The organism is Planococcus koreensis (genome assembly GCF_004761975.1).
GTDB lineage: Bacteria > Bacillota > Bacilli > Bacillales_A > Planococcaceae > Planococcus > Planococcus koreensis.
Genome location: NZ_RQII01000060.1, coordinates 22,306 through 43,787 on the forward strand (window position 1 = coordinate 22,306; position 21,482 = coordinate 43,787).

The 21,482-nt window shown below is 42.2% G+C and carries 20 protein-coding genes, 1 pseudogene and 1 other annotated feature; of the genes and pseudogenes, 16 read left to right on the forward strand and 5 right to left on the reverse strand.

What is annotated here, in order from left to right:
- Positions 1–138: 138 nt before the first annotated feature.
- Positions 139–1,380 (forward strand): DNA polymerase IV, encoded by a 1,242-nt coding sequence (locus tag EGV91_RS14140; protein WP_135504768.1) that lies wholly within the window; start codon positions 139–141, stop codon positions 1,378–1,380.
- A 7-nt stretch (positions 1,381–1,387) separates the two neighbouring features.
- Positions 1,388–2,332 (forward strand): ribonuclease Z, encoded by a 945-nt coding sequence (rnz, locus tag EGV91_RS14145; RefSeq protein WP_135504770.1) that lies wholly within the window; start codon positions 1,388–1,390, stop codon positions 2,330–2,332.
- 413 nt (positions 2,333–2,745) lie between these two features.
- Here the strand turns inward: rnz and namA are convergent, their stop codons facing one another.
- Entirely contained in the window at positions 2,746–3,762 is a 1,017-nt protein-coding gene (gene namA / locus EGV91_RS14150; RefSeq protein ID WP_135504772.1) for an NADPH dehydrogenase NamA, read from the reverse strand.
- Between the two features lie 54 nt (positions 3,763–3,816).
- Entirely contained in the window at positions 3,817–4,620 is an 804-nt protein-coding gene (gene proC, locus EGV91_RS14155) for a pyrroline-5-carboxylate reductase (RefSeq protein WP_135504774.1), read from the reverse strand.
- Between the two features lie 93 nt (positions 4,621–4,713).
- Positions 4,714–4,919: a binding site (T-box leader), on the reverse strand.
- Positions 4,920–5,037: 118 nt separating this feature from the next.
- Here proC and EGV91_RS14160 point away from each other — a divergent pair.
- From EGV91_RS14160 to EGV91_RS14180, 5 genes are all read left to right on the forward strand, one after another.
- A complete protein-coding gene (locus EGV91_RS14160; RefSeq protein ID WP_135504776.1) occupies positions 5,038–5,985 on the forward strand; it encodes an MBL fold metallo-hydrolase in 948 nt (315 codons plus the stop codon).
- Between the two features lie 400 nt (positions 5,986–6,385).
- A complete protein-coding gene (locus EGV91_RS14165) occupies positions 6,386–6,955 on the forward strand; it encodes a hypothetical protein (protein WP_241666194.1) in 570 nt (189 codons plus the stop codon).
- Between the two features lie 126 nt (positions 6,956–7,081).
- Positions 7,082–8,317 (forward strand): argininosuccinate synthase, encoded by a 1,236-nt coding sequence (locus EGV91_RS14170; RefSeq protein ID WP_175580324.1) that lies wholly within the window; start codon positions 7,082–7,084, stop codon positions 8,315–8,317.
- Positions 8,314–9,687 carry an argininosuccinate lyase gene (gene argH / locus EGV91_RS14175; RefSeq protein WP_135504782.1) on the forward strand — a complete coding sequence of 458 codons (1,374 nt, stop codon included), beginning with the start codon at positions 8,314–8,316 and terminating at the stop codon, positions 9,685–9,687. Before EGV91_RS14170 ends, argH begins: the two co-directional genes overlap by 4 nt.
- A gap of 261 nt (positions 9,688–9,948) precedes the next feature.
- Positions 9,949–10,491: a GNAT family N-acetyltransferase gene (locus tag EGV91_RS14180; RefSeq protein WP_135504784.1), complete on the forward strand. Its 543-nt coding sequence runs from the start codon at positions 9,949–9,951 to the stop codon at positions 10,489–10,491.
- 127 nt (positions 10,492–10,618) lie between these two features.
- On the opposite strand, the gene EGV91_RS14185 is transcribed toward EGV91_RS14180, so the two are convergent.
- Both EGV91_RS14185 and EGV91_RS14190 read right to left on the reverse strand, forming a co-directional pair.
- Positions 10,619–11,026, reverse strand: coding sequence for a hypothetical protein (locus tag EGV91_RS14185; protein WP_135504786.1), 408 nt, complete (start codon positions 11,024–11,026; stop codon positions 10,619–10,621).
- A gap of 163 nt (positions 11,027–11,189) precedes the next feature.
- Positions 11,190–11,735, reverse strand: coding sequence for a GrpB family protein (locus EGV91_RS14190; RefSeq protein ID WP_135504788.1), 546 nt, complete (start codon positions 11,733–11,735; stop codon positions 11,190–11,192).
- A 575-nt stretch (positions 11,736–12,310) separates the two neighbouring features.
- On the opposite strand from EGV91_RS14190, the gene EGV91_RS14195 reads away from it, so the two are divergent.
- Entirely contained in the window at positions 12,311–13,297 is a 987-nt protein-coding gene (locus tag EGV91_RS14195) for a hypothetical protein (protein WP_135504790.1), read from the forward strand.
- A 614-nt stretch (positions 13,298–13,911) separates the two neighbouring features.
- Positions 13,912–14,328 carry a hypothetical protein gene (locus EGV91_RS14200; RefSeq protein WP_135504792.1) on the forward strand — a complete coding sequence of 139 codons (417 nt, stop codon included), beginning with the start codon at positions 13,912–13,914 and terminating at the stop codon, positions 14,326–14,328.
- A 376-nt stretch (positions 14,329–14,704) separates the two neighbouring features.
- Here EGV91_RS14200 and EGV91_RS14205 read toward each other — a convergent pair.
- Positions 14,705–15,237, reverse strand: a pseudogene (locus EGV91_RS14205) (recombinase family protein).
- A 342-nt stretch (positions 15,238–15,579) separates the two neighbouring features.
- Between EGV91_RS14205 and EGV91_RS14210 the strand changes: the two are divergent.
- The 7 genes from EGV91_RS14210 (at position 15,580) to EGV91_RS14240 (ending at position 20,562) form a co-directional block, all read left to right on the forward strand.
- Positions 15,580–16,065 (forward strand): hypothetical protein, encoded by a 486-nt coding sequence (locus EGV91_RS14210; protein ID WP_135504794.1) that lies wholly within the window; start codon positions 15,580–15,582, stop codon positions 16,063–16,065.
- A 281-nt stretch (positions 16,066–16,346) separates the two neighbouring features.
- Positions 16,347–16,853, forward strand: a complete 507-nt coding sequence (locus EGV91_RS14215) for a hypothetical protein (protein ID WP_135504796.1) — start codon at positions 16,347–16,349, stop codon at positions 16,851–16,853.
- A gap of 379 nt (positions 16,854–17,232) precedes the next feature.
- Positions 17,233–17,910, forward strand: coding sequence for a leucine-rich repeat domain-containing protein (locus tag EGV91_RS14220; protein ID WP_135504798.1), 678 nt, complete (start codon positions 17,233–17,235; stop codon positions 17,908–17,910).
- A 234-nt stretch (positions 17,911–18,144) separates the two neighbouring features.
- Positions 18,145–18,483: a hypothetical protein gene (locus EGV91_RS14225; RefSeq protein WP_135504800.1), complete on the forward strand. Its 339-nt coding sequence runs from the start codon at positions 18,145–18,147 to the stop codon at positions 18,481–18,483.
- A 198-nt stretch (positions 18,484–18,681) separates the two neighbouring features.
- Complete coding sequence (locus EGV91_RS14230; protein WP_135504802.1) at positions 18,682–19,152, forward strand: hypothetical protein; 471 nt, start codon at positions 18,682–18,684, stop codon at positions 19,150–19,152.
- Positions 19,153–19,328: 176 nt separating this feature from the next.
- Entirely contained in the window at positions 19,329–19,829 is a 501-nt protein-coding gene (locus EGV91_RS14235; protein ID WP_135504804.1) for a HEAT repeat domain-containing protein, read from the forward strand.
- A 172-nt stretch (positions 19,830–20,001) separates the two neighbouring features.
- Entirely contained in the window at positions 20,002–20,562 is a 561-nt protein-coding gene (locus EGV91_RS14240; RefSeq protein WP_135504806.1) for a hypothetical protein, read from the forward strand.
- The last annotated feature ends 920 nt before the right edge of the window (positions 20,563–21,482 follow it).

The following is a 21,482-nucleotide window of genomic DNA, read 5'->3' on the forward strand; positions in this document are numbered from 1 at the left end:
ATAGCACGGCTAAAAGAGAGGGCGGTCCTGCCCTCTCTTTTGCTTGCCCTCAATCGAAAGCAGGAGCGGTACGGACATACGCCCGGCCGCTGTGGTAAAATAAAGCAATAGAAGTCAATGAAAAGTGGAGCGATTAACATGGCGGGTCGAGTGATATTTCATATCGATATGAATAGTTTTTACGCATCGGTGGAGCAATCCCACGATCCTAGCCTGAAAGGCAAAGCGCTGGCGATTGCGGGAAACCCGAAAGAGCGGCGCGGCATCATTGTGACGTGTTCTTATGAAGCTCGGGCACACGGCATTTACACGACGATGCAAGTCCATGAAGCGAAGCGCAAATTCCCGGATTTGATTTTGATGGCGCCGAATTTTGAACGCTACCGGACCGCATCAAAAGCGATGTTTGACATTCTGCGCTCATATACCGACAGCGTCGAGCCGGTGTCAATCGATGAAGGCTATGTTGATGTAACGGAATTGGCAGAGCTGCACCATCCAGTTGAGCTTGCAAAGGAAATCCAGCAGCGCATGCTGTCTGAATTGGACTTGCCATGTTCCATCGGCATTGCACCGAATAAGTTTCTGGCAAAAACCGCTTCCGATATGAAAAAGCCGCTTGGCATCACAATTTTGCGGAAACGGGACATCCAGCAAATATTATGGCCATTGCCGGTCATCGACATGCACGGCGTCGGCGAAAGCACAGCTGCCAAATTCAAGCGGCTGGGCATTGAAACCATCGGCGAATTGGCAGTGGCCAATAATGGTTTATTGAAAGAAAAAATGGGCAAGAATGCTTTGCGGCTGCAGAATCGGGCAAACGGCATCGATGACCGCATTGTCGACCCTGATTCGATCTACGACACCAAAAGCGTCGGCACTTCGACGACGCTGCCAATCGATGAAACCGATGAGGCGGAATTAAAAGCGGTATTCAAGCGGCTGTCCCAAAAAGTGGCGAACCGGCTGGAGTCCAAAGAGCTTTCCGGACCGACTGTCAGCATCCAGACGCGCAGCGCGGATTGGAAAAACCGCACACGCAGCATCACGTTGAACAATACCGTGTGGAAAGCGGATGACATTTTCCGCAACGCATGGCAGCTGTTCACGAAGCATTGGAACGGCGAGCCGCTGCGGCTGGTCGGCGTCACGGTGTCGAACGTTGCAGACAAAGGGGACATGACGGAACAATTGTCCATCTTTAATTTTCAAGAACACGCAAAAGAAGAGCCGCTCTTGGAGCTGATGTCGAAATTGGAAGCGAAATTTGGCAAAAGCGTCCTTATTAAAGGCGCAAAATACAAAAAAACTTCGTATGATTCCAAAACCAGTTTCAGCAAAGATTTTTTGGATGACCACGACCACGATAGAAAGTAGGGACTTTATGCAGTTATTATTTCTGGGGACAGGGGCAGGCATGCCTTCAAAAATGCGCAATACAAGTTCGCTGGTCCTGAAATTGCTGGAAGAGCGCGGCACAGTCTGGCTGTTCGACTGCGGTGAGGCGGCACAGCATCAGATCTTGCACACGACAGTGAAATTGCGGAAAATCGAAAAGATTTTCATCACCCATATGCATGGCGACCATATTTTCGGGCTGCCGGGGCTTTTGGGCTCGCGTTCGTTCCAAGGCGGGGACGAACCGCTCGGCATTTATGGCCCGCCCGGCATCCGGGAGTTCGTGGAAACGGTTTTGCGTTTGAGCCGCACACATTTGACCTATGGCATTTCATACCATGAACTGGATGGAAAAACTGTTTTCGAAGACGAGACGATGGTGGTGGAATCGGCAGAGCTTGACCATGCCATTCCGTCCTGGGGCTACCGCATCACGCAAAAACCGCTGCCGCCGAAATTGCAGATCGAAAAAGCGGCGGCACTTGGTGTCCCAAAAGGTCCACTGCTTGCGAAGCTGAAAAATGGGGAAGACGTGCTGCTGGAAGACGGCCGGACAGTGCGCAGTGAAGACGTCACGGATGCGCAGCAGCCCGGGTTCGTCGTGACGATTCTCGGCGACACTCGGTTTTGCGAAAACGCCGTTTCGCTTGGCAAGGACGCAGATGTTCTGGTCCACGAAGCCACTTTTGACAGCGACACCCAGAAGCTCGCGGGGGATTATGGCCATTCGACATTTTTGGACGCTGCCCGCACCGGGAGCCTCGCAGGGGCGAAAACCGTCATTGCCAACCACATCAGCGCGCGTTTTTTGCCGGAAGACGACAAACGGCTCATCGGGCAAGTCAAAGATGTGCATCCCGATTTCCACATCGCACGCGATTTGCTGGAATTCGACTGGCAGCAGCAAACAAGGGAAATCAAGAAAAAATAAGAATAAATTGGAAAGCCATCGGATGCCGATGGCTTTATTTGGGAAAATATTAAAAAATTTTTGGAAATAATAGAACAAGTGTTCCCTTTATGTTAAAATAAAAGTACAGCTGCATGAGGACGGTTTGGCCATTCCCGGAAAGGGGGTGGTGATATGACAATTACAGAATCATTCGGTCTCGTTTTCACGAGCATCGGTTTGACGATCAGTGCAGTGACTTTGGTCGTTTCCATGATTTTAGTCATTAACAAAAAAAAATAACCGTCCCTTGTGGTAGAGGAAAGACGGTTATTTTCTGAAACCAAGATTTCCAGCCAACCGCTCTTGCGCGGCATGCAGCTGGCCGAATGCCTAGGCATTCGGTTTTTTGCGTTACATTAAGTATACTAAATTAGCCGTTTTTTGCAACTGCCTTATAGCCAGCCGCGCTCATACGGCACAGGAACGTCTATGTCGGCTTTCAATTCTTTTGCCGCCGCATAAGCCCAGTATGGTTCGCGAAGCAGCTCACGCGCCAGGAAGATCATATCCGCACGTCCGTTTTGCAGAATTTCTTCTGCGTGAAGCGCGCTTGTAATGAGTCCGACAGCGCCTGTGTCGATTGGCGTTTCGTGTTTGATGGTCTCAGAGAACTTCACTTGATAGCCGGGGAATACCGGTATCTGTGCCGGCACCAATGCGCCAGAACTGACATCGACCAAATCGACGCCTTGCTGTTTCATCCATTTCGTCATTTCCACGTATTGCTCAGGCGTCATGCCGCCCTCAGTGTAATCGTGTGCGGAGATGCGGACGAATAACGGGCCGTCCCATACTTCATTGACTGCATCAATCGTTTCGCGCAAGATGCGGTAGCGGTTTTCCGCAGTGCCGCCGTATTCGTCGCTCCGTTTATTGGACAGCGGCGACAGGAATTCATTGATCAAATAGCCGTGCGCTCCATGCAATTCGATGACATCAAAGCCCGCTTTTTTGGCACGGATTGCTCCGTCCTTGAACGCTAGCACGGTTTCTTGGATTTCTTCAGCGGTCATTTCGCCCGGTGTCTTGTATTTATCGTTGAAAGCGATGGCGCTTGGTGCTTGGATTGGGCCATCAACGGTCGCCTTTCTGCCAGCGTGTGCCAGTTGAATGCCGGTTTTCGCGCCGTTTTGCTGCATCAAGCGAACAATTTCCGCCAAGCCGTCGATGTGGCTGTCGTCCCAAATGCCTAGGTCGCGGGAAGAGATGCGCCCTTGCGGCTGGACCGCTGTCGCTTCGACGATAATCAAGCCGACCTGGCCGACTGCGCGCGTCGGATAATGCACACGGTGCCAGTCAGACACTTTGCCGTCTTCTTTATCGCTTTGGTACATGCACATCGGCGCCATGACGATGCGGTTTTTAAATGTGGTGTCTTTGATCGTATATGGTTCAAATAACTTTGCCAATAAAAACGCCTCCTTCAAATTCTACCCAACTGTTTTTCAGTATACCAGAAGGCATTATTCGAATTCCCGTCCCAAGGCTCGCGCACGGTCAGCTGCGTCTTTCACGCATTCGCCAACAATTCCTTTGAAGTTGTTCCGCTCGAGAGCAGCGAGGCCAGCAGCTGTCGTGCCGTTCGGGCTGGTGACTTTTTTGCGCAGTGCAGCGAAATCTTCCTGCTGCAGCATATCGGCCGCTCCAGCGAAAGTCTGCCGGACGAGCCGTTTCGCGTCGGCAGGAGACAAGCCGTTGGCGATTGCAGCTTCTGTCATCGCTTCCGCGAAATAATAGATATACGCCGGCCCGCTGCCCGCAACGGCAGTCACCGCATCGATCTGCTTTTCATCGACCACTGTGACACTGCCGATTGACGACAGCAAATCCCGCAAATCGTGCTGCTGGTCGAGCGTGACATATTTGCTCCACGCCACACCGGTTGCGGATTTGCCGACTTTCGCCGACGTGTTCGGCATGGCACGGGCGACAGGGAAGTTGCCGACGTGTTTCTGGATCGTTTCAATGGATACGCCTGCAACCACAGAGATGATGACGGTGTTGCCGGTCAAATTGTCTTTGATATCCGTTAACGCAGCTTCGACATCTTTCGGTTTCATCGCCAACAGGATGAAATCAGCGTTGCGCAATTCCTGCCGCTCTTTCTGGACGATTTTCACGCCGTATTCATCGCTCAACAATTCCAGCCGGTCACGGTCGGACTTGTTCATCACGGCGATATCCTCTGCTTTCAAAATCCGTTTATTGATCCAGCCATGGATCATCGATTCCGCCATGGAACCGGCTCCTACGCATACAATATTCATCTTCAGCACTTCCTTTTCTTCTATAGTATATAAATGAAATCAAAAACAACATTTCCGTTTTTCCATAAAAAAAAACGAATCCATCCCTGCTTTTGCAAGGACGAAAACGTTTGGTTTCCGCGGTACCACCTAAGTTTGCCATAATGGCACTTCTCGAGATCCTTAACGCGGACAGACGGCCGTGTTTTGCACGGCAGCTCAAAAGCAGGTTCGGGAAGGGAGCGGGGATGTGCGTTTCAGCGGGAGCACACTCTCTGGGCACCATCATCTTCCGTACTGGCCTTTTTCTTCGCTTCTATATGTACATGCATTATAGGGTGTTTTGGCGCGTTTTGTCAAATGCTCCCGGCACGTGACGGAGCGGCCGTTTCGCGGTATGATAGGTGAATAGTCATTCAGTTTAGAGGAGATGGAAATATGGGTTTACATAAAATTATTATTCCGACGCCTTTTGCGGTTGGGGACGTTAATTCTTATTTAATGAAAGGCGATATGCTGACCTTGATCGATGCGGGCCCGAAAACGCCGGAAGCATGGGAAGCCCTGAAATTCGGGCTGAAACAAGCGAATGTTGAACCCGACGACATTGAACAAGTCGTGTTGACGCATCACCATCCTGACCATGCGGGCTGGGTGGACGGCTTCAAAAACGCTACATTATATGGGCATCCGTATAATGATTTGTGGCTGCGCCGGGACCAGGCTTTTTTTGATTACCACGATGCCTTTTATTTAGAGCGTTTGAAAGAGGAAGGTGTGCCGGATGATTTGATGTTCTGGGTCAAGAAAATGAAGCGCCCGCTGAATCTGCTTGGCAGCCGGCCGTTGGATATGGCTATTAATGAAGGAGATACACTGCCCGGCCACCCGGACTGGGACGTGATGGAGACGCTTGGCCACGCGCAAAGTCATTTGTCGTTCTGGAACAAAGAAACAGGCGAAATGATCGGCGGCGACCACGTGATCGCGAAAGTGAGTTCCAATCCGCTCATCGAACCACCCTTGAACCCGGATGAAGGCCGTCCGAAATCATTGCTTCAATATAATGCATCTTTGGCGCAGCTGCTCAAAATGCCGATTGACGTCATCTACAGCGGCCACGGCGAAGAAGTACGCAATGTCCATGAACTGGTCACGCAGCGGCTCGAGAAGCAGCACCAACGGGCGATGAAAGTCTTGGCGATGATCAAGCACGAAGAAGAGACGGTATACGGATTGACACAAAAATTATTCCCTTACGCCTACGAGAAAGAATTGGGATTGACGCTATCGGAAACAATCGGCCAGATCGACTACCTGCTTGAAGAAGGGCAGATTATCGAACGGCTCGGAGAAAATGGCATTCTCTACTATAGTAAGGCTTAAGAGAATAGCTGCTGTTTAAAATGAGCATTAAGCATCGCTCCGGTCGCTTCGGGCATGGCTCTCGCAATGAGCCGAGAAGACCACTCGTCTCATAGCTTCGCCTAGCCCCTTGACGCGCCTCCGCTAAGATATCTCTCGATATGGATCAAAACAGTGGAGAAAACCATACTGCTCCTGTCTCTGCATCGCTGCGCTAGCTTCGAGACATAAAAGACCGTTGCATCGCTGCGCTAGCTTCGAAACATGAAAGTGCGTTGCTCCTGCGCAAGCTCGTCGCAAAGGAGGTGCCAAAACTAACTGGAACCTCCTTTGCTATTGCAACAGGTAGCTGGAGCGGTTAAAATAAACCTGTTGGACTTTTCTAATAATGCCGACGCAACCATGATCAACTAGCAAAGGAATGGATAATTTGAAGAAATTCGGTTTAATGATTGCTGGCCTGATGTTTTTGGCAGCATGTTCAGATGATAATAAGGCAGAACCTGCCGCAGAAGAAACAGCGCCTCCTGTAGAACAGGAAGTTGCAGCGGAGCAGCAGGACATGACGGAAGAAGGCTTTATCACGCAAGTGACAACAGACAAGATTCTTGTCAATAACATTTATTTTGATATTCCTGAAGACGTAGCGATTAACCTTAAAAACGGGGAAGAATCGACAGAAGGCGTCATCAGTGATATTCGCACCGGCATGAAGGTCAACATCGAGTACAATGGCCCGCTAGCTGACGGATTTCCGTTGGAAGCACAGGCTGACACCGTGTCGATCTTGAACGATGCGGAATCGAAAAAAGAATCGGAAGCCTTGCTCGCGTTCATCGAAGGCGAGCAATTGCCTCGTTTGCTGATGCTGGGACAGCCGCTTGTGCGAGACAACCAGATCGGTTTCCTGTTCACCAATATGGAGAACGGCAAGATGTCTGAGGTGAAAATCGATCTGGATTCACATGAATATACAATAGGTGGAGAGTAAGAGCAGCTGCGGCTGCTTTTTTTTTATGTAAATTTGTAGAGTTATACACTTGCACTTATAAATATTCCGTGATACTATATGTATATTAACAACACATAACTGTATAAAAATACATTGGAGGTTTTCATATTGAATAAAAAGATCGTTTTAGCGTATTCAGGGGGATTAGATACATCGGTGGCCATTCCGTGGCTGAAAGCGGAAGGCTACGACGTTGTTGCAGTGTGCCTCGACATCGGAGAAGGCAAGGACTTGGAATTCATCAAACAAAAAGCGCTTCAAGTGGGCGCTGTTGAAAGTTACATGATCGATGCGAGAGATGAATTTGCGGATGAATATGCACTCATTTCATTACAAGCCCATACATTATACGAAGGAAAATACCCATTGGTGTCCGCGTTGTCGCGTCCGCTGATTTCAAAAAAACTGGTTGAAATTGCCGCAGAAACCGGCTCGACTGCAGTAGCCCATGGTTGTACAGGAAAAGGCAACGACCAGGTGCGTTTTGAAGTATCCATCAAATCATTGAATCCGGCACTTGAAGTGGTAGCGCCGGTTCGCCAATGGGGCTGGTCGCGTGACGAGGAAATCGCTTATGCGAAACAGCACAATGTGCCGATTCCAGTAAATTTAGACAGCCCGTTCTCGATTGATATGAACCTTTGGGGACGTGCCAACGAATGCGGCATTTTGGAAGATCCTTGGGCTACGCCGCCAGCGGATGCATATGATATCACTTCCGCACTTGAAGACACGCCGGATGTTCCTGACATCGTGGAAATCGAGTTCGTCAAAGGCGTTCCGACTCAATTGAACGGCGTATCGTATAAATTTACAGACCTGATCTTGGAACTGAACCACATTGCCGGCAAACACGGCGTCGGCAGAATCGACCATGTCGAAAACAGACTGGTCGGCATCAAATCGCGTGAAATCTACGAAGCGCCTGCTGCCATGACGTTGATTGCCGCGCATAAAGAATTGGAAGACATCACATTAGTAAAAGAAATGGCACATTTCAAACCGGTCATTGAGAAAAAAATGACGGAATTGATTTATGAAGGCTTATGGTTCTCGCCGCTTCGTATCGCACTTGAAGCATTCCTGAAAGAAACACAGGAATTCGTCAACGGCACGGTGCGTGTGAAATTATTCAAAGGCCATGCGATCACGGAAGGACGTAAGTCTCCGAATTCATTGTACAACGAGCAATTGGCGACTTATTCAACAGACGACACGTTCAACCACGCTTCTGCAGTCGGCTTTATCGAATTATGGGGCCTTCCAACAGTCGTCAACGCCATGGTCAATAAAAAAGAAGTGGCAGTTACAGAACAGGTGAAAGAGAAGGTGAAATTATGACCAAACTGTGGGGCGGACGTTTCCAGAAATCCGCTGAACAGTGGGTTGATGAGTTCGGCGCTTCGATTTCATTTGACCAAAAGCTTGTGATGGAAGATTTGGAAGGGAGCACGGCGCATGTCAAAATGCTGGCGGCGTGCAACATCCTGTCGCAAGAAGAAGGCGACCAGATTTTGTCAGGCCTGGAAAAGCTGAAAGTGAAAGCACAGGCAGGCGAACTGGAGTTCAGCACGGCAAACGAAGACATTCATCTAAACTTAGAAAAATTCCTGATTGACGAGATCGGGCCCGTCGGAGGCAAGCTTCATACGGCCAGAAGCCGAAACGATCAAGTTGCGACGGACATGCATTTATATTTGAAAAACCGGGTAAAGGAAATTATCGAAGCAATCCAAGCGTTCCAAAGCGCGATCGTCGAACAGGCGGAAGCGCATGTTGAGACGGTGGTTCCGGGCTATACTCATCTGCAGCGTGCGCAGCCGATTTCGTTCGGGCACCATTTGATGACGTATTTCTGGATGCTTCAGCGTGACAAAGAGCGGCTCTCAGAATCGATGAAACGCATCGACTTGTCGCCGCTGGGCGCAGGGGCGATGTCCGGCACGACGTTCCCGATCGACCGTGAAATGTCTGCGGATCTCCTCGGCTTTTCAGGTGTTTACCAAAACAGCCTGGACGCTGTCAGCGACCGTGATTTCATCTTGGAATTCCTTAGCAATGCGTCGATGCTGATGATGCATATGTCGCGTTTCGCCGAGGAAATCATCCTGTGGTCAAGCGAAGAGTTCCGTTTTATTGAACTCGACGACACGTTCTCGACTGGCTCAAGCATCATGCCGCAGAAGAAAAATCCAGACATGGCTGAATTGATTCGCGGCAAGACAGGCCGCGTCTATGGCAATCTTTTTGGGTTGCTGACGACGCTGAAAGGCTTGCCGCTTGCTTACAACAAAGATTTGCAGGAAGACAAAGAAGGCATGTTCGACACCGTCCATACGCTGATGGGTTCCTTGCCGATTTTCGAAGGCATGGTCCGCACGATGACGGTCCGCACCGATTCCATGGAAAAAGCCGTCCATTCGGATTTCTCGAATGCCACGGAGCTGGCGGATTACCTAGCCGCCAAAGGCTTGCCGTTCCGCGAAGCGCATGAAGTGACCGGCAAATTGGTCTTCACGTGCATCCAGCGCGGCTATTACCTGAAAGACTTGCCGCTGGCGGAGCTTCAGGAAGCGAGCCCGTTGATCGAAGACGACATTTACGGTGTGCTGCTGCCGAAAACTGCGGTAGCCCGCAGGAATTCGCTCGGCGGTACAGGATTTGACCAAGTACATTACCAATTGGGACTTGCCAAGCAACTCATCGGGTAACAAGTCCAAATTTATAAAGCCGAAGCGCTTGGTACCCGCTGTCGGCGCCCTTTGTCCGCAATTCCTATCCCCCTTAGGAATTGCGGCTTTTTTGTGCTGAAGGGAAAAGTCGAGGCTTTGGAGTTACTCGCTTAGGTACCTGAAAACTCGAAACGAATCGGGTAAAATAATAAAGCGTGAAGAATCGTGGATTTGAGCGGACTGGAATTCGGTTCGCAGAAAAATGCGGGGTTTCTGGCCCTATTGTGGAAGGTGAGATCGATGAAACACTATGAAGAAATAAGCATTAAACCATTGGAAGAAAAACTCATAGGTATGGTGAATAACGCAAACGAGCCTTTTCCGGTCATCGGAAAAATTCTCCCGAGCTTTACTGGCGGGGCGTGGTCATACGAAGAACAATTGGCTGAACATCAATCGGAAACGCGTTTCCCGGATGACCAGCTGGAATGGGAAACGTATATCGACAGCGAACAGAAAGTGGTGTTTTTGGCGTTCCTCGCAGAGGCATGCATTGGCCAGATTCGCTTGGTGAGAGACTGGAACCGCTTTGCCTATATTGAAAACATCGCTGTCTGCAAAAGTTTTCGGAAAAGCGGAATTGGGCGCATGCTGATGGAAGTTGCAGAAACCTGGGCGTTGGACAAATCTTTGATCGGCCTTTCTCTTGAAGCGCAGAACGACAATGTCATTGCCTGCCGCTTTTATGAGAGGGAAGGCTTTGTATTGGGCGGTGCGGATACGATCAAGCAGCTTGCAAATCCACATATCGATATAACTTTGTATTGGTATAAGGTTTTTTGAGTTGGAAGGAAAGGCAGCGTTGCAAGAATCACATGTTTCGCAATTAAAATCAGTTGAATCCAATATTAGTAAGTGCTTTTAAAGTTTCCTTTAAATTCTTAGCATTTTACTTGATAAAATTTTTAAGCTAGTTAGTCAATATAGGTATTTCGTTATTATAGATTGTAGCAATGACATTATGTCCATCTATTATGATTAAGGAATCCAGAGGGATATTGTTTGCTTCTACAACTTCGGATATCCCACTAGCCGGCCAGTTAGTTCCACACAAAAATGGCGGCTCTGCTCCAACTAAAAATCTTGTAGGGTCTTTTTCTAGCTGTGAAATCAACTGATGGCTGAGATCATAGTCTACAAATTCATAAACTTGATTATTTACTTCTGCGATAATTGTCAATTTATATAATGAAGTTCTAAACAATCTTTTTTGTTCTTTAAGGCTAGGTTTAATCTTAAAATTTACTTCTTTAAGTTTCAGTGGTTTCGTTTTTTCTACATGAAAAGTTGCTTGGTCTAAATTCATCGGCACTTCCATAGTCTCATTCCTTTATTTACATTTTTTTGTTACATAATCTGGTCCTTTTGTTGAAGATTAACCTATCTTAATTACATAATTAAACTACCATGCCAGTAAGCAATAAAATAACAAATTTCTTTGCCCTCAATTAATTCTGAAAAATATACAATTCTGTTGTGTATCATAACCCGAGCACAAGATTAACAAATTTTGTTTTTGCTTCCGTATAGGCTTCCCGATCAAGATTAAATTCTTGTGCCAGATTACTTTTGAGACGAGCATATTCAATAACTAGTTGCGGGTCATCCCTTAATTTATCACGAAAAAGTATTTGCTGTTCCCATCGTTGCTCTCCCTTTAGCATTACGTGAAGATGGGCTACACGTTTATCATTTTTTACCTTCACAAAAAACCTTCTCCAGTCTTTGTTATCTAAATGGGGAGGTACATAATGCCAGTCGTAGCTAGACAATAACACTGAAATATCAGTGATCCGTTCAAACGAATCAACATTAGCCATTAAATCAATGATTGGTTTTGCAGGAAGCTTAGGAACAGACGTACTGCCTATGTGTATTACCTGTCCTACTCCAAATGCAGAAAGAAGGTCATAAAGCTGTTTTTCCTCTTGTCTGCCCATTTCTAACCATCTGGGGTCTGGATTACCTATCTCAATGGATTCTGTTGCCCAGATGGGCCAATTTGTTTGATCATCATCTTTGCTCATAATTAGCCTCCAAAATAAAGCTGGTTTTTTGCCAATTGTAACATGTATTAAACTGGGACTTTTATTAATGCTTAAAAGTCTTTCGTATATTTCACCAAATGAACGGTTTCTTAAAGATTTACCATTCTTTATTACATAATTATTTAGCCTGACATGGCAATATAACTTCACATCAAAGCTCTATTTGTAATTTCTTTCTCTAAATAAAGCACTTGGTTATGAAAATAGAGGATTATCTATAGAATAAACATTTAAATAAAGCTTCAAAAGTATCGATTTTAATGCGAAAAATCATGTCTAACTGATCAAACATGATGTTTGCCACACTGAAAAGTCTTTTGATATAAAAACAGGTAAGTAAAAATGAATCCTTGGTGAATATGTTACAATTTACCAATAAATGATAATAGAAAAAAAGCCTGTTAGCGGGCTCTTATTAAAATGTGTAGTGTTCTTAATTTTTCTAATGATAGATGTAATTATTAATTTTAATGTGGTTTTTAAATTGGTGCTTTACTGGGATAAAGAGTAAAGCTTTTTCCTTCTTCAACTAACGCAACGATTGGAGGTGTACGATGGACTGTATCATTTGTGGGAAACAAGTAGTAAATGAAAACAATCGGTTGCAAAAGAAAGTGAAAGATTATTTGAAAACAACCAGCGAACTAGATGTAAAGCATCTGTGGATTAAACAATGGAAAATCTGTTATGACTGTAGTGAATCGTATACGAATGACAATCTTGTAGATAATTCTGAAGTTCTACAAAAAATAGAGAACCAGAAAAAGCGTAAGAAACAACTAGGAAAAGCTAAAAGAAAACAGGGGCCTTTGGGAGAAACACGAGCTTATTACATTGAGAGATATATTGATTATGCTACGTGTAAAGCAGAGCAAAAAGGTCAACATATGGTTAAACCACCACCCTTGATAAATAGTCGACAATACGATGCAGCCTATATTGCATATGTGAAAAGCAGTGAATCTACAGCTGTGTTGATTGTGCGGGATATGGTAAAGGATATAGACACAAAGGGAAAGTGGATTGATGTAAGGCATATGGAGAAGCGATTTTTGTCTCATTCTGATGAAGATTTTTCTTTTATCATTGTAGAATTATTTTCGAGAAAACAAAAACCAACTTATCCGAAGCAAATGGCAGAAGAGACGAATTCGGATTATAAAAATCGTATAGCGTATATCACGTGGCAAGCCGCAACGGCTGACATACATGATCAGCGAACTCAAGGAATAAAGGGTGACGTATATATCGTGTTGCCTTGTCTAAAGAACGAACATGAGAGCACCTATGAGAAGCATTATATCGTATGGGATAATTCGCACCGTCACTTCAAGCGCGTTAGAGAAAGCAATCAATATGTAAATATTTTAAAGCCACCTATTTGGCGATACGATATCTTTGCTACCAAACAAATAAATCATCAACAGCTACGTTATATTGAGAAAAACTTGTATCAAATCATTGGCAAAATCCATAAAAAAAGTGCCGTTACTCTTTCCATATTCAGCCCGCAAAAGAAAAAGGGACTGCATCAAAATTAAAAAGGGAGCTAAAAGGAGAAAGGGATAGGAAAAACTGATCCGTGCTCCGTTAAATGAGCAGTTTATAAAAAAGGTGCCCTGCAGCTAGGTTGCGAATAGATGGCTTCGGTATACTGCCAGAGTCATCTTTTTTTAGTTTCCGTAAATTATTTCAGCATGGACAATAGAGGACTGTCGATGCTATTCTCATTTTCTATTACAACAATGAACGCATCAAACAAAAAATGACTGGCACGAAATCGGTAACACACCGGGCTCATACCAGTCATTTAGCTGCATAAACCAAGGCTTTGACTATATGGGCTCACTACCTAACTACTCTTTTTTGAAACTTTTGTTTAGTTAACCATGAGTCCCCATCCCTCTGTGTATCCATCATAGGGTTTACTTAATTCGTCATATACTAAAGGGAAGTTTCTTACGAAAATATATTTTAAAAAACTACTCAGGGAAAAATGGTCTGTTAGAATTATTTCAAGCAATTGTAATTTCTAGAATAGGCTTAAAATCAAGCACTTATAACTTGGAATAATAATTGCGATTTACAAAGTGATTGATAGAACATAAAGGACATAGTGGATAGTAATTATAAATTACTTTGGAGGTGGAGAGGAATGAAAATCGTAGAAAAGCTGCCAGTTTTGCTAGCAATTTTGTTTTTCACTATAACACTAGTAGCCTGTGGTCAGTCGCCCGGTGTTGATCACGTTACAGCTGAATATATTCTAGAGGAAAATCCGAACGCCGATATTATTCAAGAGCACGACAGTATCTTTAGGAATATGGCGGACGTAAGGACGGAAGAACAACTCGCCTCTTATGAATTTTCAAAAGGAGAGCTTCAGGGGGAAATTAAAAACCAAACAACAAATATTGGAGATTTTGAGCACCTTACTGCAACGCACTTACCAGAAGGAACAAAGATATTTAGCGCAAATAGCGGGGAAGCTTTTGAAAAAGGCGAACCTGGGGTTCTAATGGCAGAAGTAAATGGTCGCACCCTGTACTACCAACAAATAGTGCTTGAATAAAAAGTGGATTAAACAGACCATTTTGTGGTTTTTATATCGATTCGATTTGCTAAAGTCGATTAAAACAGATATCGAGTAGGCTTTTACGCCTGCTCGATTTTTTGTGTGTCATACTTTCACGATTGGTTTTTAAAAATAGATTTAATTGCCAATGCCCCTTCAAAGATAGGATGCGAAACTAATTATGGAATTAAACTTATTCCTAAAAATGGCAACGCAATTAATTGTGATTCTTTTATAATAGAGATATTTTTTAGGAGTTATTATAATCAAACTCCAAAATTCTTTGATGGTTTATAGAAAGTGACTTCCTTTATATATGAATAAGAATCAATTATGCCCTAACAGAATGGACGCTATATAAAAGTTTCCACTATTATATAGTGTTGGCTGTTTCTTCTTCGAGTGCTTTCACTAATTTATAAAAGCTGGTCTTTTTAACCCCAGCTTTCTGCATGGCTTCAACTGCTGTTAGCTCTCTAGCTTTCCATTTTCTATAAACCTCTTTAAATTCCACAGAAACATAAACAGTCGGTCTGCCAAACTGAATGCCAATTTGCAGTGCCAAGTCGTTTCCTTCACGCTGCCGTTTCCGTATGTACTCTCATTCCTCTTCAGCCATCCACGAAAGAATCTGCAAAAACAAGTCCGTAATGAATGTTCCCATGCTGTCTCTATACTGATTGGTATCCAATAAAAGCATATCAAGCTCCACAATATCTATTTCAATATTTTTTGTGAGATCATTCCATTCCTGGAGAATCTCTTCTGTGTTCAAGCCAAAGCGATCCAGCGAATGGAAAAAATAACTCCTTTTCGAATAACTTGTTTCAATAGTTGATAGTTTGCGCGTTCAAAATTTTTCCGATTTTGCTTGTCCAAGTAAATGCCTCTTTCAGTGATGCCCATTTTCTAGATGGCTTCTAATTGACGGCCTTCATTTTGATCATTGTTAGCTTGTCTCAATGTAGTTTTTAGTATGAAATTTTATTTTACGTACGAAATATATAATCTAGAGGAAATTTAAAGAGGAGGTAAATAATAAATTTGCCATCTCATAGCCTTCAATTTAAAGTATTGGAAACTAAGAAACTTCTAAAAGGTATACAGTTTAAAAATAGTTACTAGCGTTCACCTTAAATAAATTAAGTGAGTGTTTAATCTATGGTGATTTTTGTAAAAAATAGTGTAGTGAGAGGTATAATTATGCCAGCTACAATTAAGGACAATTGATAAAGGAGAAATACTCTTATGTTTGGTTTCTTATATAGAACAAAATTAATAAAAGATGATTTAAAAGGCATTGCAAAATTTATGTATTTGGATGTATCAGAAGATTCTTGGGATCAAGAGAACCTTACTAAAACAAATTTAGATTTTACTATTGAAAGCGTTCGTTATATTGATGAATATATATATAGATTATTAAATACGGACTACGGCACTGAATTGTTGGATAAGCATTTCGATAATTTTATGGTTCGTATAGGTGCTTATATTGGTGAGGTTATCAAGAATAATGTCAATGAAGACTTTTACTGGTATGAGTCAGGTTCTGTACGCAATTATTCTTCCGATTTTGATGGAACATTTAATACTACCCAAACCGTTCTTTATTCTAAAAAAAGGGATATAGTTATACTTCCTTTAGATGTGGTAGTGCAATTCTTGAAAGGAAACTCTCCCTACACTAGTCTTCTTAGTTATGTAGAAGTAACCATTAAGGAAAACTCTTAAATACTAAAGTTATTCCATCTCCCTTAATTTAGAGAATTAATTCATCGAAGCTAACTAGAATCACGACAAAATAAGTAGTTTATATATCCCGAATTATCGGCATTCCTCTAACAGAATCATGGGGAAGGTGCGCGCCCGGAGCACCTTTTCTCTTTCTTTTTCCAGAAATCCCTTTAAATCAATATTTCTCGATTAAAAAACCATAAAATAAAGTTGCTTTTAAGAGAATATAAAGAAATACAAGTCGACTTTGTTTTGGTAACGAATAGGAGGTAAAAAAAATGCTAGAAAAACAAGAAGGAAAAATTAACGAAATCGTTTATGATCATACGGCATATCGTGGAGGAAAATACCGATTATATCCGACGATAGATGGTTTAAAAGAACTTCTGGGTGAATTGATAGAGGCAGATGCAACTACTGAGTATCTGCGAATTAATCCATTCTATGTAAATGAAAAGGTTAACTTGCAAAGGGAGTTTGGCCGTTTCATGTTTTTCTTGGAATGTCGAGAGTCTTATACCGAAGAGGACGAAGTGGCAGCCATAATCGAAAATCTGGAAGGAGAAGAAAGCTTAACACCCGTTGTAGATTGGGAGAAAGGCAAGGCCCTATATCCCTTATGCCGGTTTGATGATCCTGAGAGATTCGCTCAGGCATTGAAAAATTTCTGGGCATACTTGGATATTGGAATTCCACAGATGCTTGCCATGGCCAAAGAAGATTTAAATCTAAAAGAAGATGATTTGGGATTTGGTTATTTCTGTTTTGAAATTGAAAGCGAATAAAGTAGGAACATCATCGAGAAGCCAGAAAACGCGCTTTGTATTTAATGTTTCACCTAACAGTCATATCGGATACGCTGTTTGAATAAATTATTAATTTAATCCTCCTTGAACTTCAGGTGCAGAGAGACTTTGCATATCTTATGTATCTTCTATAAGAGATCACGATATTGTACTTAATTGTATATTTAATAACGCAGGGCTTTTCTTTCTCCGCAAAAGTGTACTTTTACGAACGCTCTGTAAAATAAATTCTCATACAAAGTTACACTCCATAAATTATTTATTCTCACCATGTTAAAATTAGTAAAAATCATGTCTTCGATTTCACCCTTCCAACTGAAAGTTTTGAGGGGTTTACAAAGGGAGGAGGAACGTTAAATTGGATAATTGGAAGAATAATACGATATGGTTCGAAGACATTCCTGCTGAATTACAGTGCTATGTAAATTTAAAAGAGGAAAAGATGGAAATCGAATCTTTGTCGGAGATAGAATATCTGACGCTGTGGCATTACAAAAGCAAGCTTCATAACTTTGAAGAGTTTCCCTATATGGAAAAGCTTTTGTACCTTGAACTGAACTGGTCTAACCAGCATGACTTTTTTGGCGCCGAGAAATTTTCTGCCCTCAAACGCCTGGAGCTTCATTACTGTACCAAGTTGGCTAGTGACCATGGGATATCCAATTTAGCATCGACATTGGAACACCTGCATATCAACCAATCAAAGAAATTTGAGATGAGCGATGAACTTATTTCATTGAAGAACCTTCGAGTTCTCTGTTTGAACTCTTGTGCAGACTTGCCGAACCTAGGCTTCTTAAAACATTTCCCGCAACTCATTGATTTCCGATTCGTAGATACAAAAGTAGTTGATGGGGACCTAACACCGATTTTAGAGCATCCTACTATACGTAGTGCAGGAACCATGGATAAAAGGCATTACAACATGAGTTCTGAGAAACTAAATCGTCTGCTTGAACAAAAGGATGGAGGTCAAGAATACCGATCAGTAGTAAAAAAAGGAAAATGGGAAACATTTCGTTATGTGGAGAAGTGAAAATCGCATCCTCTAACTTAAAAATAGTTTACATATCAACGCTTATAGGAAGAGAAGAAGCTAATACAGCTTTTTCTCTTTCTTTGCGTTTGGGAAAGTGTACTTTTACGAACGGTTAAGTCAACGTTTTAAGGTATTTAAATAAAGGAGTTATTTGGAAAAAAGAAGAATTAACATAGAAAACCAGGAAATCTTCTACTGATGCTCAATTTTAGAAAAGGAAGATACATCATTATGAAAAAAATCGTTTCTGGCGTTTTGCTAACTATAGTTATTCTCTTATTATATACCTATCAAAAACCAATTATGACTACCGAAGAAGCTATAGTACAAGCTTATAACCATCTGAATGACCCGTCCCAAGGAGTAGGAATTGAAGAAATTGAGATAGAGTTAGGTGACATTCCAGCTAATAGTATAAATTTGAAACTTCATTCAAAAGAAGGACTTTTAAATGAATTCTTCAACATGCGACAATGGGTAGTGACAGTAAAGTATCAAAATCTGAGACCTACAGTTGTAATGGATGCTTATACCGGGAAGTTATTAGAAATAAGCGGACCTTTGAATTAGAAAATCAAGGGTTGACACTTAATTAACATATCAGCAGTTAACAGAAACCATTATAAGAGAAAAAGCTTTCTATTAACTTAGGAACGAGATGGTGCTGATTATAGCCATCATTAATTCAAATCTATCTTCAGCCATCTTGTCATGATTTTCATCACCGAAAGAAAATAAATAAAAATATATTTAAAAAGGGCTGATCGTTTGAAGAAGTTACGTGGAAAAAAGCGTTATTTTCGTAACCTGCAGAAAGAGGTTGCTACCGAACATCTTCGGTTGGATTTCGGAAAGGATAGCTGGTTTGATCTTTGGCATACTCACTTGGATTTTCATGGGCATGGAAACAGCAGCATGAAAATTAGAAGAGAGCATATAAAAGCACATATAGGTTTATACAGAAGTTTGCTGGAAAGGTTGGAAAGCTTTGAAAAACCTTTCCAGTCTTGGGTTGAAATAGATGACCACGATGCTGGTTCAGATGCCGTTTATATTCATACCCCTAATCCAAATGAAGACAACTTCCCTCTAAAGATAGCAAATGTGAAATGGGCGGTTGATCTCCCGTACTATTTTAAGGATTTGATTGACCCCAAGGAATTTGATGCGGGATATTATCGCTCAGGTTTAGAGCGCGGCTATATCATTCAGTCCAAAATGTTTGGGCACAAATTTTAGCCTTATCTATACAGCTTGGAATATAGCTACCGTCTTAACTTGACGTTTTTCCAGGGTCCAGAACTGGATAGTTCGACCAAGAAGTTTCACGAATTTGAATGTAACTTAAGTGCAGTTAAGTTACATTCAAATCTTTTTGTAAAACACTTTGTATCTTACAAGGAGGAGAAAATCAAATGGACATCCATCGGTTAGAAAGTGCAATTGAAAATGACGACATCGAAGAAGCAGGGAGATTATTATATAAGATTTCCCCTGACCAAGATCAAGCTGCAGTTCCAATCCTGATCAAACATATCACCCAAACCCAAAATAAGATATTGAGAAATGCACTGGCTATGGCTTTGCGTGATATCGGGAATGAAGAATCGGTTTCCCCACTGATTAATTTGATTAATGATCCGAAGACGCTGGGAAGCAGAGGGACTTTGTTATACGCTTTGGAACCCTTCGATTGTACGGGGCACCTGGAAACGATTGTTCATCATTTTTTAACTGGAAATTTCGAGGTGCAAATCACAGCTCATCAGCTCCTCGAATCCATGGATGGAAAAGTGCCTGCAGATGCATTGTTGAAATCCCTCCAAAAGGTAAAAGAACGACTAAATGAAATCGAAAGACAACAAGAAGAGCACTCCGATGTACTAGACATTCTTTTTAAACTGAATGTAACTTAATGTGAATTAAGTTACATTCACTTTCTTGATTATTTTGAGTTTGAAAATTACTAGTGATTAATAAAACTTACTAATTTTATAAAAACTGAGATTTTAGAAAAACAAGAATCTAATGGTGCTGAAAACTCATCGACTTAAAATCCAAACGGTTTGATGAAGGAGATTATGGAGTATGAAATTCATAGACAATGAAATTGTAGACATTCTCCACGTATATAAAACCGAGAAACATGAATTGCAAAAACGAACAAGGCAAAACATTTTGGCAAAACGAGAAGAAAGAGTTGAAAAACTAGTGCGTGACCAATTTGAAAATTACAGTGTTGCAAATTGGACGGATTATGAGGATCTTTATTGTTTGGAATTTCGAATTCTCTTGACCAAAAACCAGCCCCTTCTCGATGATAATACGGAACTCTTAAAGGTTTTAGGAGGGACAAGGATAGATTTGACTGTTTTTGTCAGTTTAATTAGCAACCACTATTATCTATGGGCCGAAAAAACGCGGTATAACCCATTAAACGACAAATGGACTTTTCAAAAAATAACGTTGAAGAATCATGAGGTTTTTCCCGTTATTGAAAAATTTACAGCAGAAATGGAACGAGCTGACTTTAAATTGCTTCCGGAGTTCGATGCCCGAAAGTTTGTGCCTGACGTAGAAACAAAATATCTAGATAAAGGCAAAGTAAGAGTATTCCACATCATTTTCACAGATATGGAGACTCTTTAACAAGGTCGTATAAATAACGGTGGGATGATAAAGAAATGGAATGAGTAAGTCTCATTGAATTTTCAAGTTGAATAACCCTTAGAAAATTATCTCTTAAATGCTTTTTCTTCTGTCTATGAATGTAACTTAATAGTAATTAAGTCACATTCAATCACCCAATTCCATTCACTTTATTAGAAAATCCATCGAAACTGATTTCAACCGAAAATTTGATACATTCAAAAGGCCGTACCATAAGGTTTGAAAACTCGCATTCCAATAGGATTTGGGTTTAACCATCAAGTGTTATGGAAAGAAAAAAAAGTTTGTAAATCCGTTGTTGGAACTATTTAAGCCGTTATTAACCAGCTTCGTATTTGCAGCGAAATGATCGCTGGTTATTAGGAGATTCCAGGAACACCATATGATTGGAGGCAGGATGCATATGAGTAACATAAACATCCAAGCGTTATGAAGGTAACTGAAAAACAAAAAACAATTTTTGTTTTAGTGCTGGCAATCCTTGTCTTTATTAACTCCATTGTAGGGGTCATCCACCAAATAGTATTTTCATGGTTTCTGCTTATTTACAGCCTGTCAATTATCCTCTTTATTGTTTTTACATTTAAGGACTGGAATAAAACCGAATAATGGAGAAAATGCCTTTCCAATTGTTGGCGGAAGGGAATTTATGTATTTTCTTAACGAGCAGTGACATAGCCTAGTAGAAAAAATTGACTGGGGAAATATTATTATTTTAAGTATTGCTTTCCATGCTTCGTAAGATTTCATTTATAATTAATTAGTTTACATATCGTGAATTTATCGGAAGAGAGGAAACCTTAAATAGGTTTCTTCTCTTTTTCTTGCATCTGCATAGGTTTTTTGAAGCAGGAAATGGAAGATGAATTATATTTAATAAAATAATCAGAATTCGGAAG

What these genes read in the sequence shown, in the direction of transcription:
- EGV91_RS14140 (WP_135504768.1), top strand. Translation starts at nt 139, where the DNA reads ATGGCGGGTCGAGTGATATTTCATATCGATATGAATAGTTTTTACGCA.
- rnz (WP_135504770.1), top strand. Translation starts at nt 1,388, where the DNA reads ATGCAGTTATTATTTCTGGGGACAGGGGCAGGCATGCCTTCAAAAATG.
- proC (WP_135504774.1), bottom strand. Translation starts at nt 4,620, where the DNA reads ATGAATATTGTATGCGTAGGAGCCGGTTCCATGGCGGAATCGATGATC.
- EGV91_RS14160 (WP_135504776.1), top strand. Translation starts at nt 5,038, where the DNA reads ATGGGTTTACATAAAATTATTATTCCGACGCCTTTTGCGGTTGGGGAC.
- EGV91_RS14165 (WP_241666194.1), top strand. Translation starts at nt 6,386, where the DNA reads ATGGATAATTTGAAGAAATTCGGTTTAATGATTGCTGGCCTGATGTTT.
- argH (WP_135504782.1), top strand. Translation starts at nt 8,314, where the DNA reads ATGACCAAACTGTGGGGCGGACGTTTCCAGAAATCCGCTGAACAGTGG.
- EGV91_RS14180 (WP_135504784.1), top strand. Translation starts at nt 9,949, where the DNA reads ATGAAACACTATGAAGAAATAAGCATTAAACCATTGGAAGAAAAACTC.
- EGV91_RS14185 (WP_135504786.1), bottom strand. Translation starts at nt 11,026, where the DNA reads ATGGAAGTGCCGATGAATTTAGACCAAGCAACTTTTCATGTAGAAAAA.
- EGV91_RS14190 (WP_135504788.1), bottom strand. Translation starts at nt 11,735, where the DNA reads ATGAGCAAAGATGATGATCAAACAAATTGGCCCATCTGGGCAACAGAA.
- EGV91_RS14195 (WP_135504790.1), top strand. Translation starts at nt 12,311, where the DNA reads ATGGACTGTATCATTTGTGGGAAACAAGTAGTAAATGAAAACAATCGG.
- EGV91_RS14200 (WP_135504792.1), top strand. Translation starts at nt 13,912, where the DNA reads ATGAAAATCGTAGAAAAGCTGCCAGTTTTGCTAGCAATTTTGTTTTTC.
- EGV91_RS14210 (WP_135504794.1), top strand. Translation starts at nt 15,580, where the DNA reads ATGTTTGGTTTCTTATATAGAACAAAATTAATAAAAGATGATTTAAAA.
- EGV91_RS14215 (WP_135504796.1), top strand. Translation starts at nt 16,347, where the DNA reads ATGCTAGAAAAACAAGAAGGAAAAATTAACGAAATCGTTTATGATCAT.
- EGV91_RS14225 (WP_135504800.1), top strand. Translation starts at nt 18,145, where the DNA reads ATGAAAAAAATCGTTTCTGGCGTTTTGCTAACTATAGTTATTCTCTTA.
- EGV91_RS14235 (WP_135504804.1), top strand. Translation starts at nt 19,329, where the DNA reads ATGGACATCCATCGGTTAGAAAGTGCAATTGAAAATGACGACATCGAA.
- EGV91_RS14240 (WP_135504806.1), top strand. Translation starts at nt 20,002, where the DNA reads ATGAAATTCATAGACAATGAAATTGTAGACATTCTCCACGTATATAAA.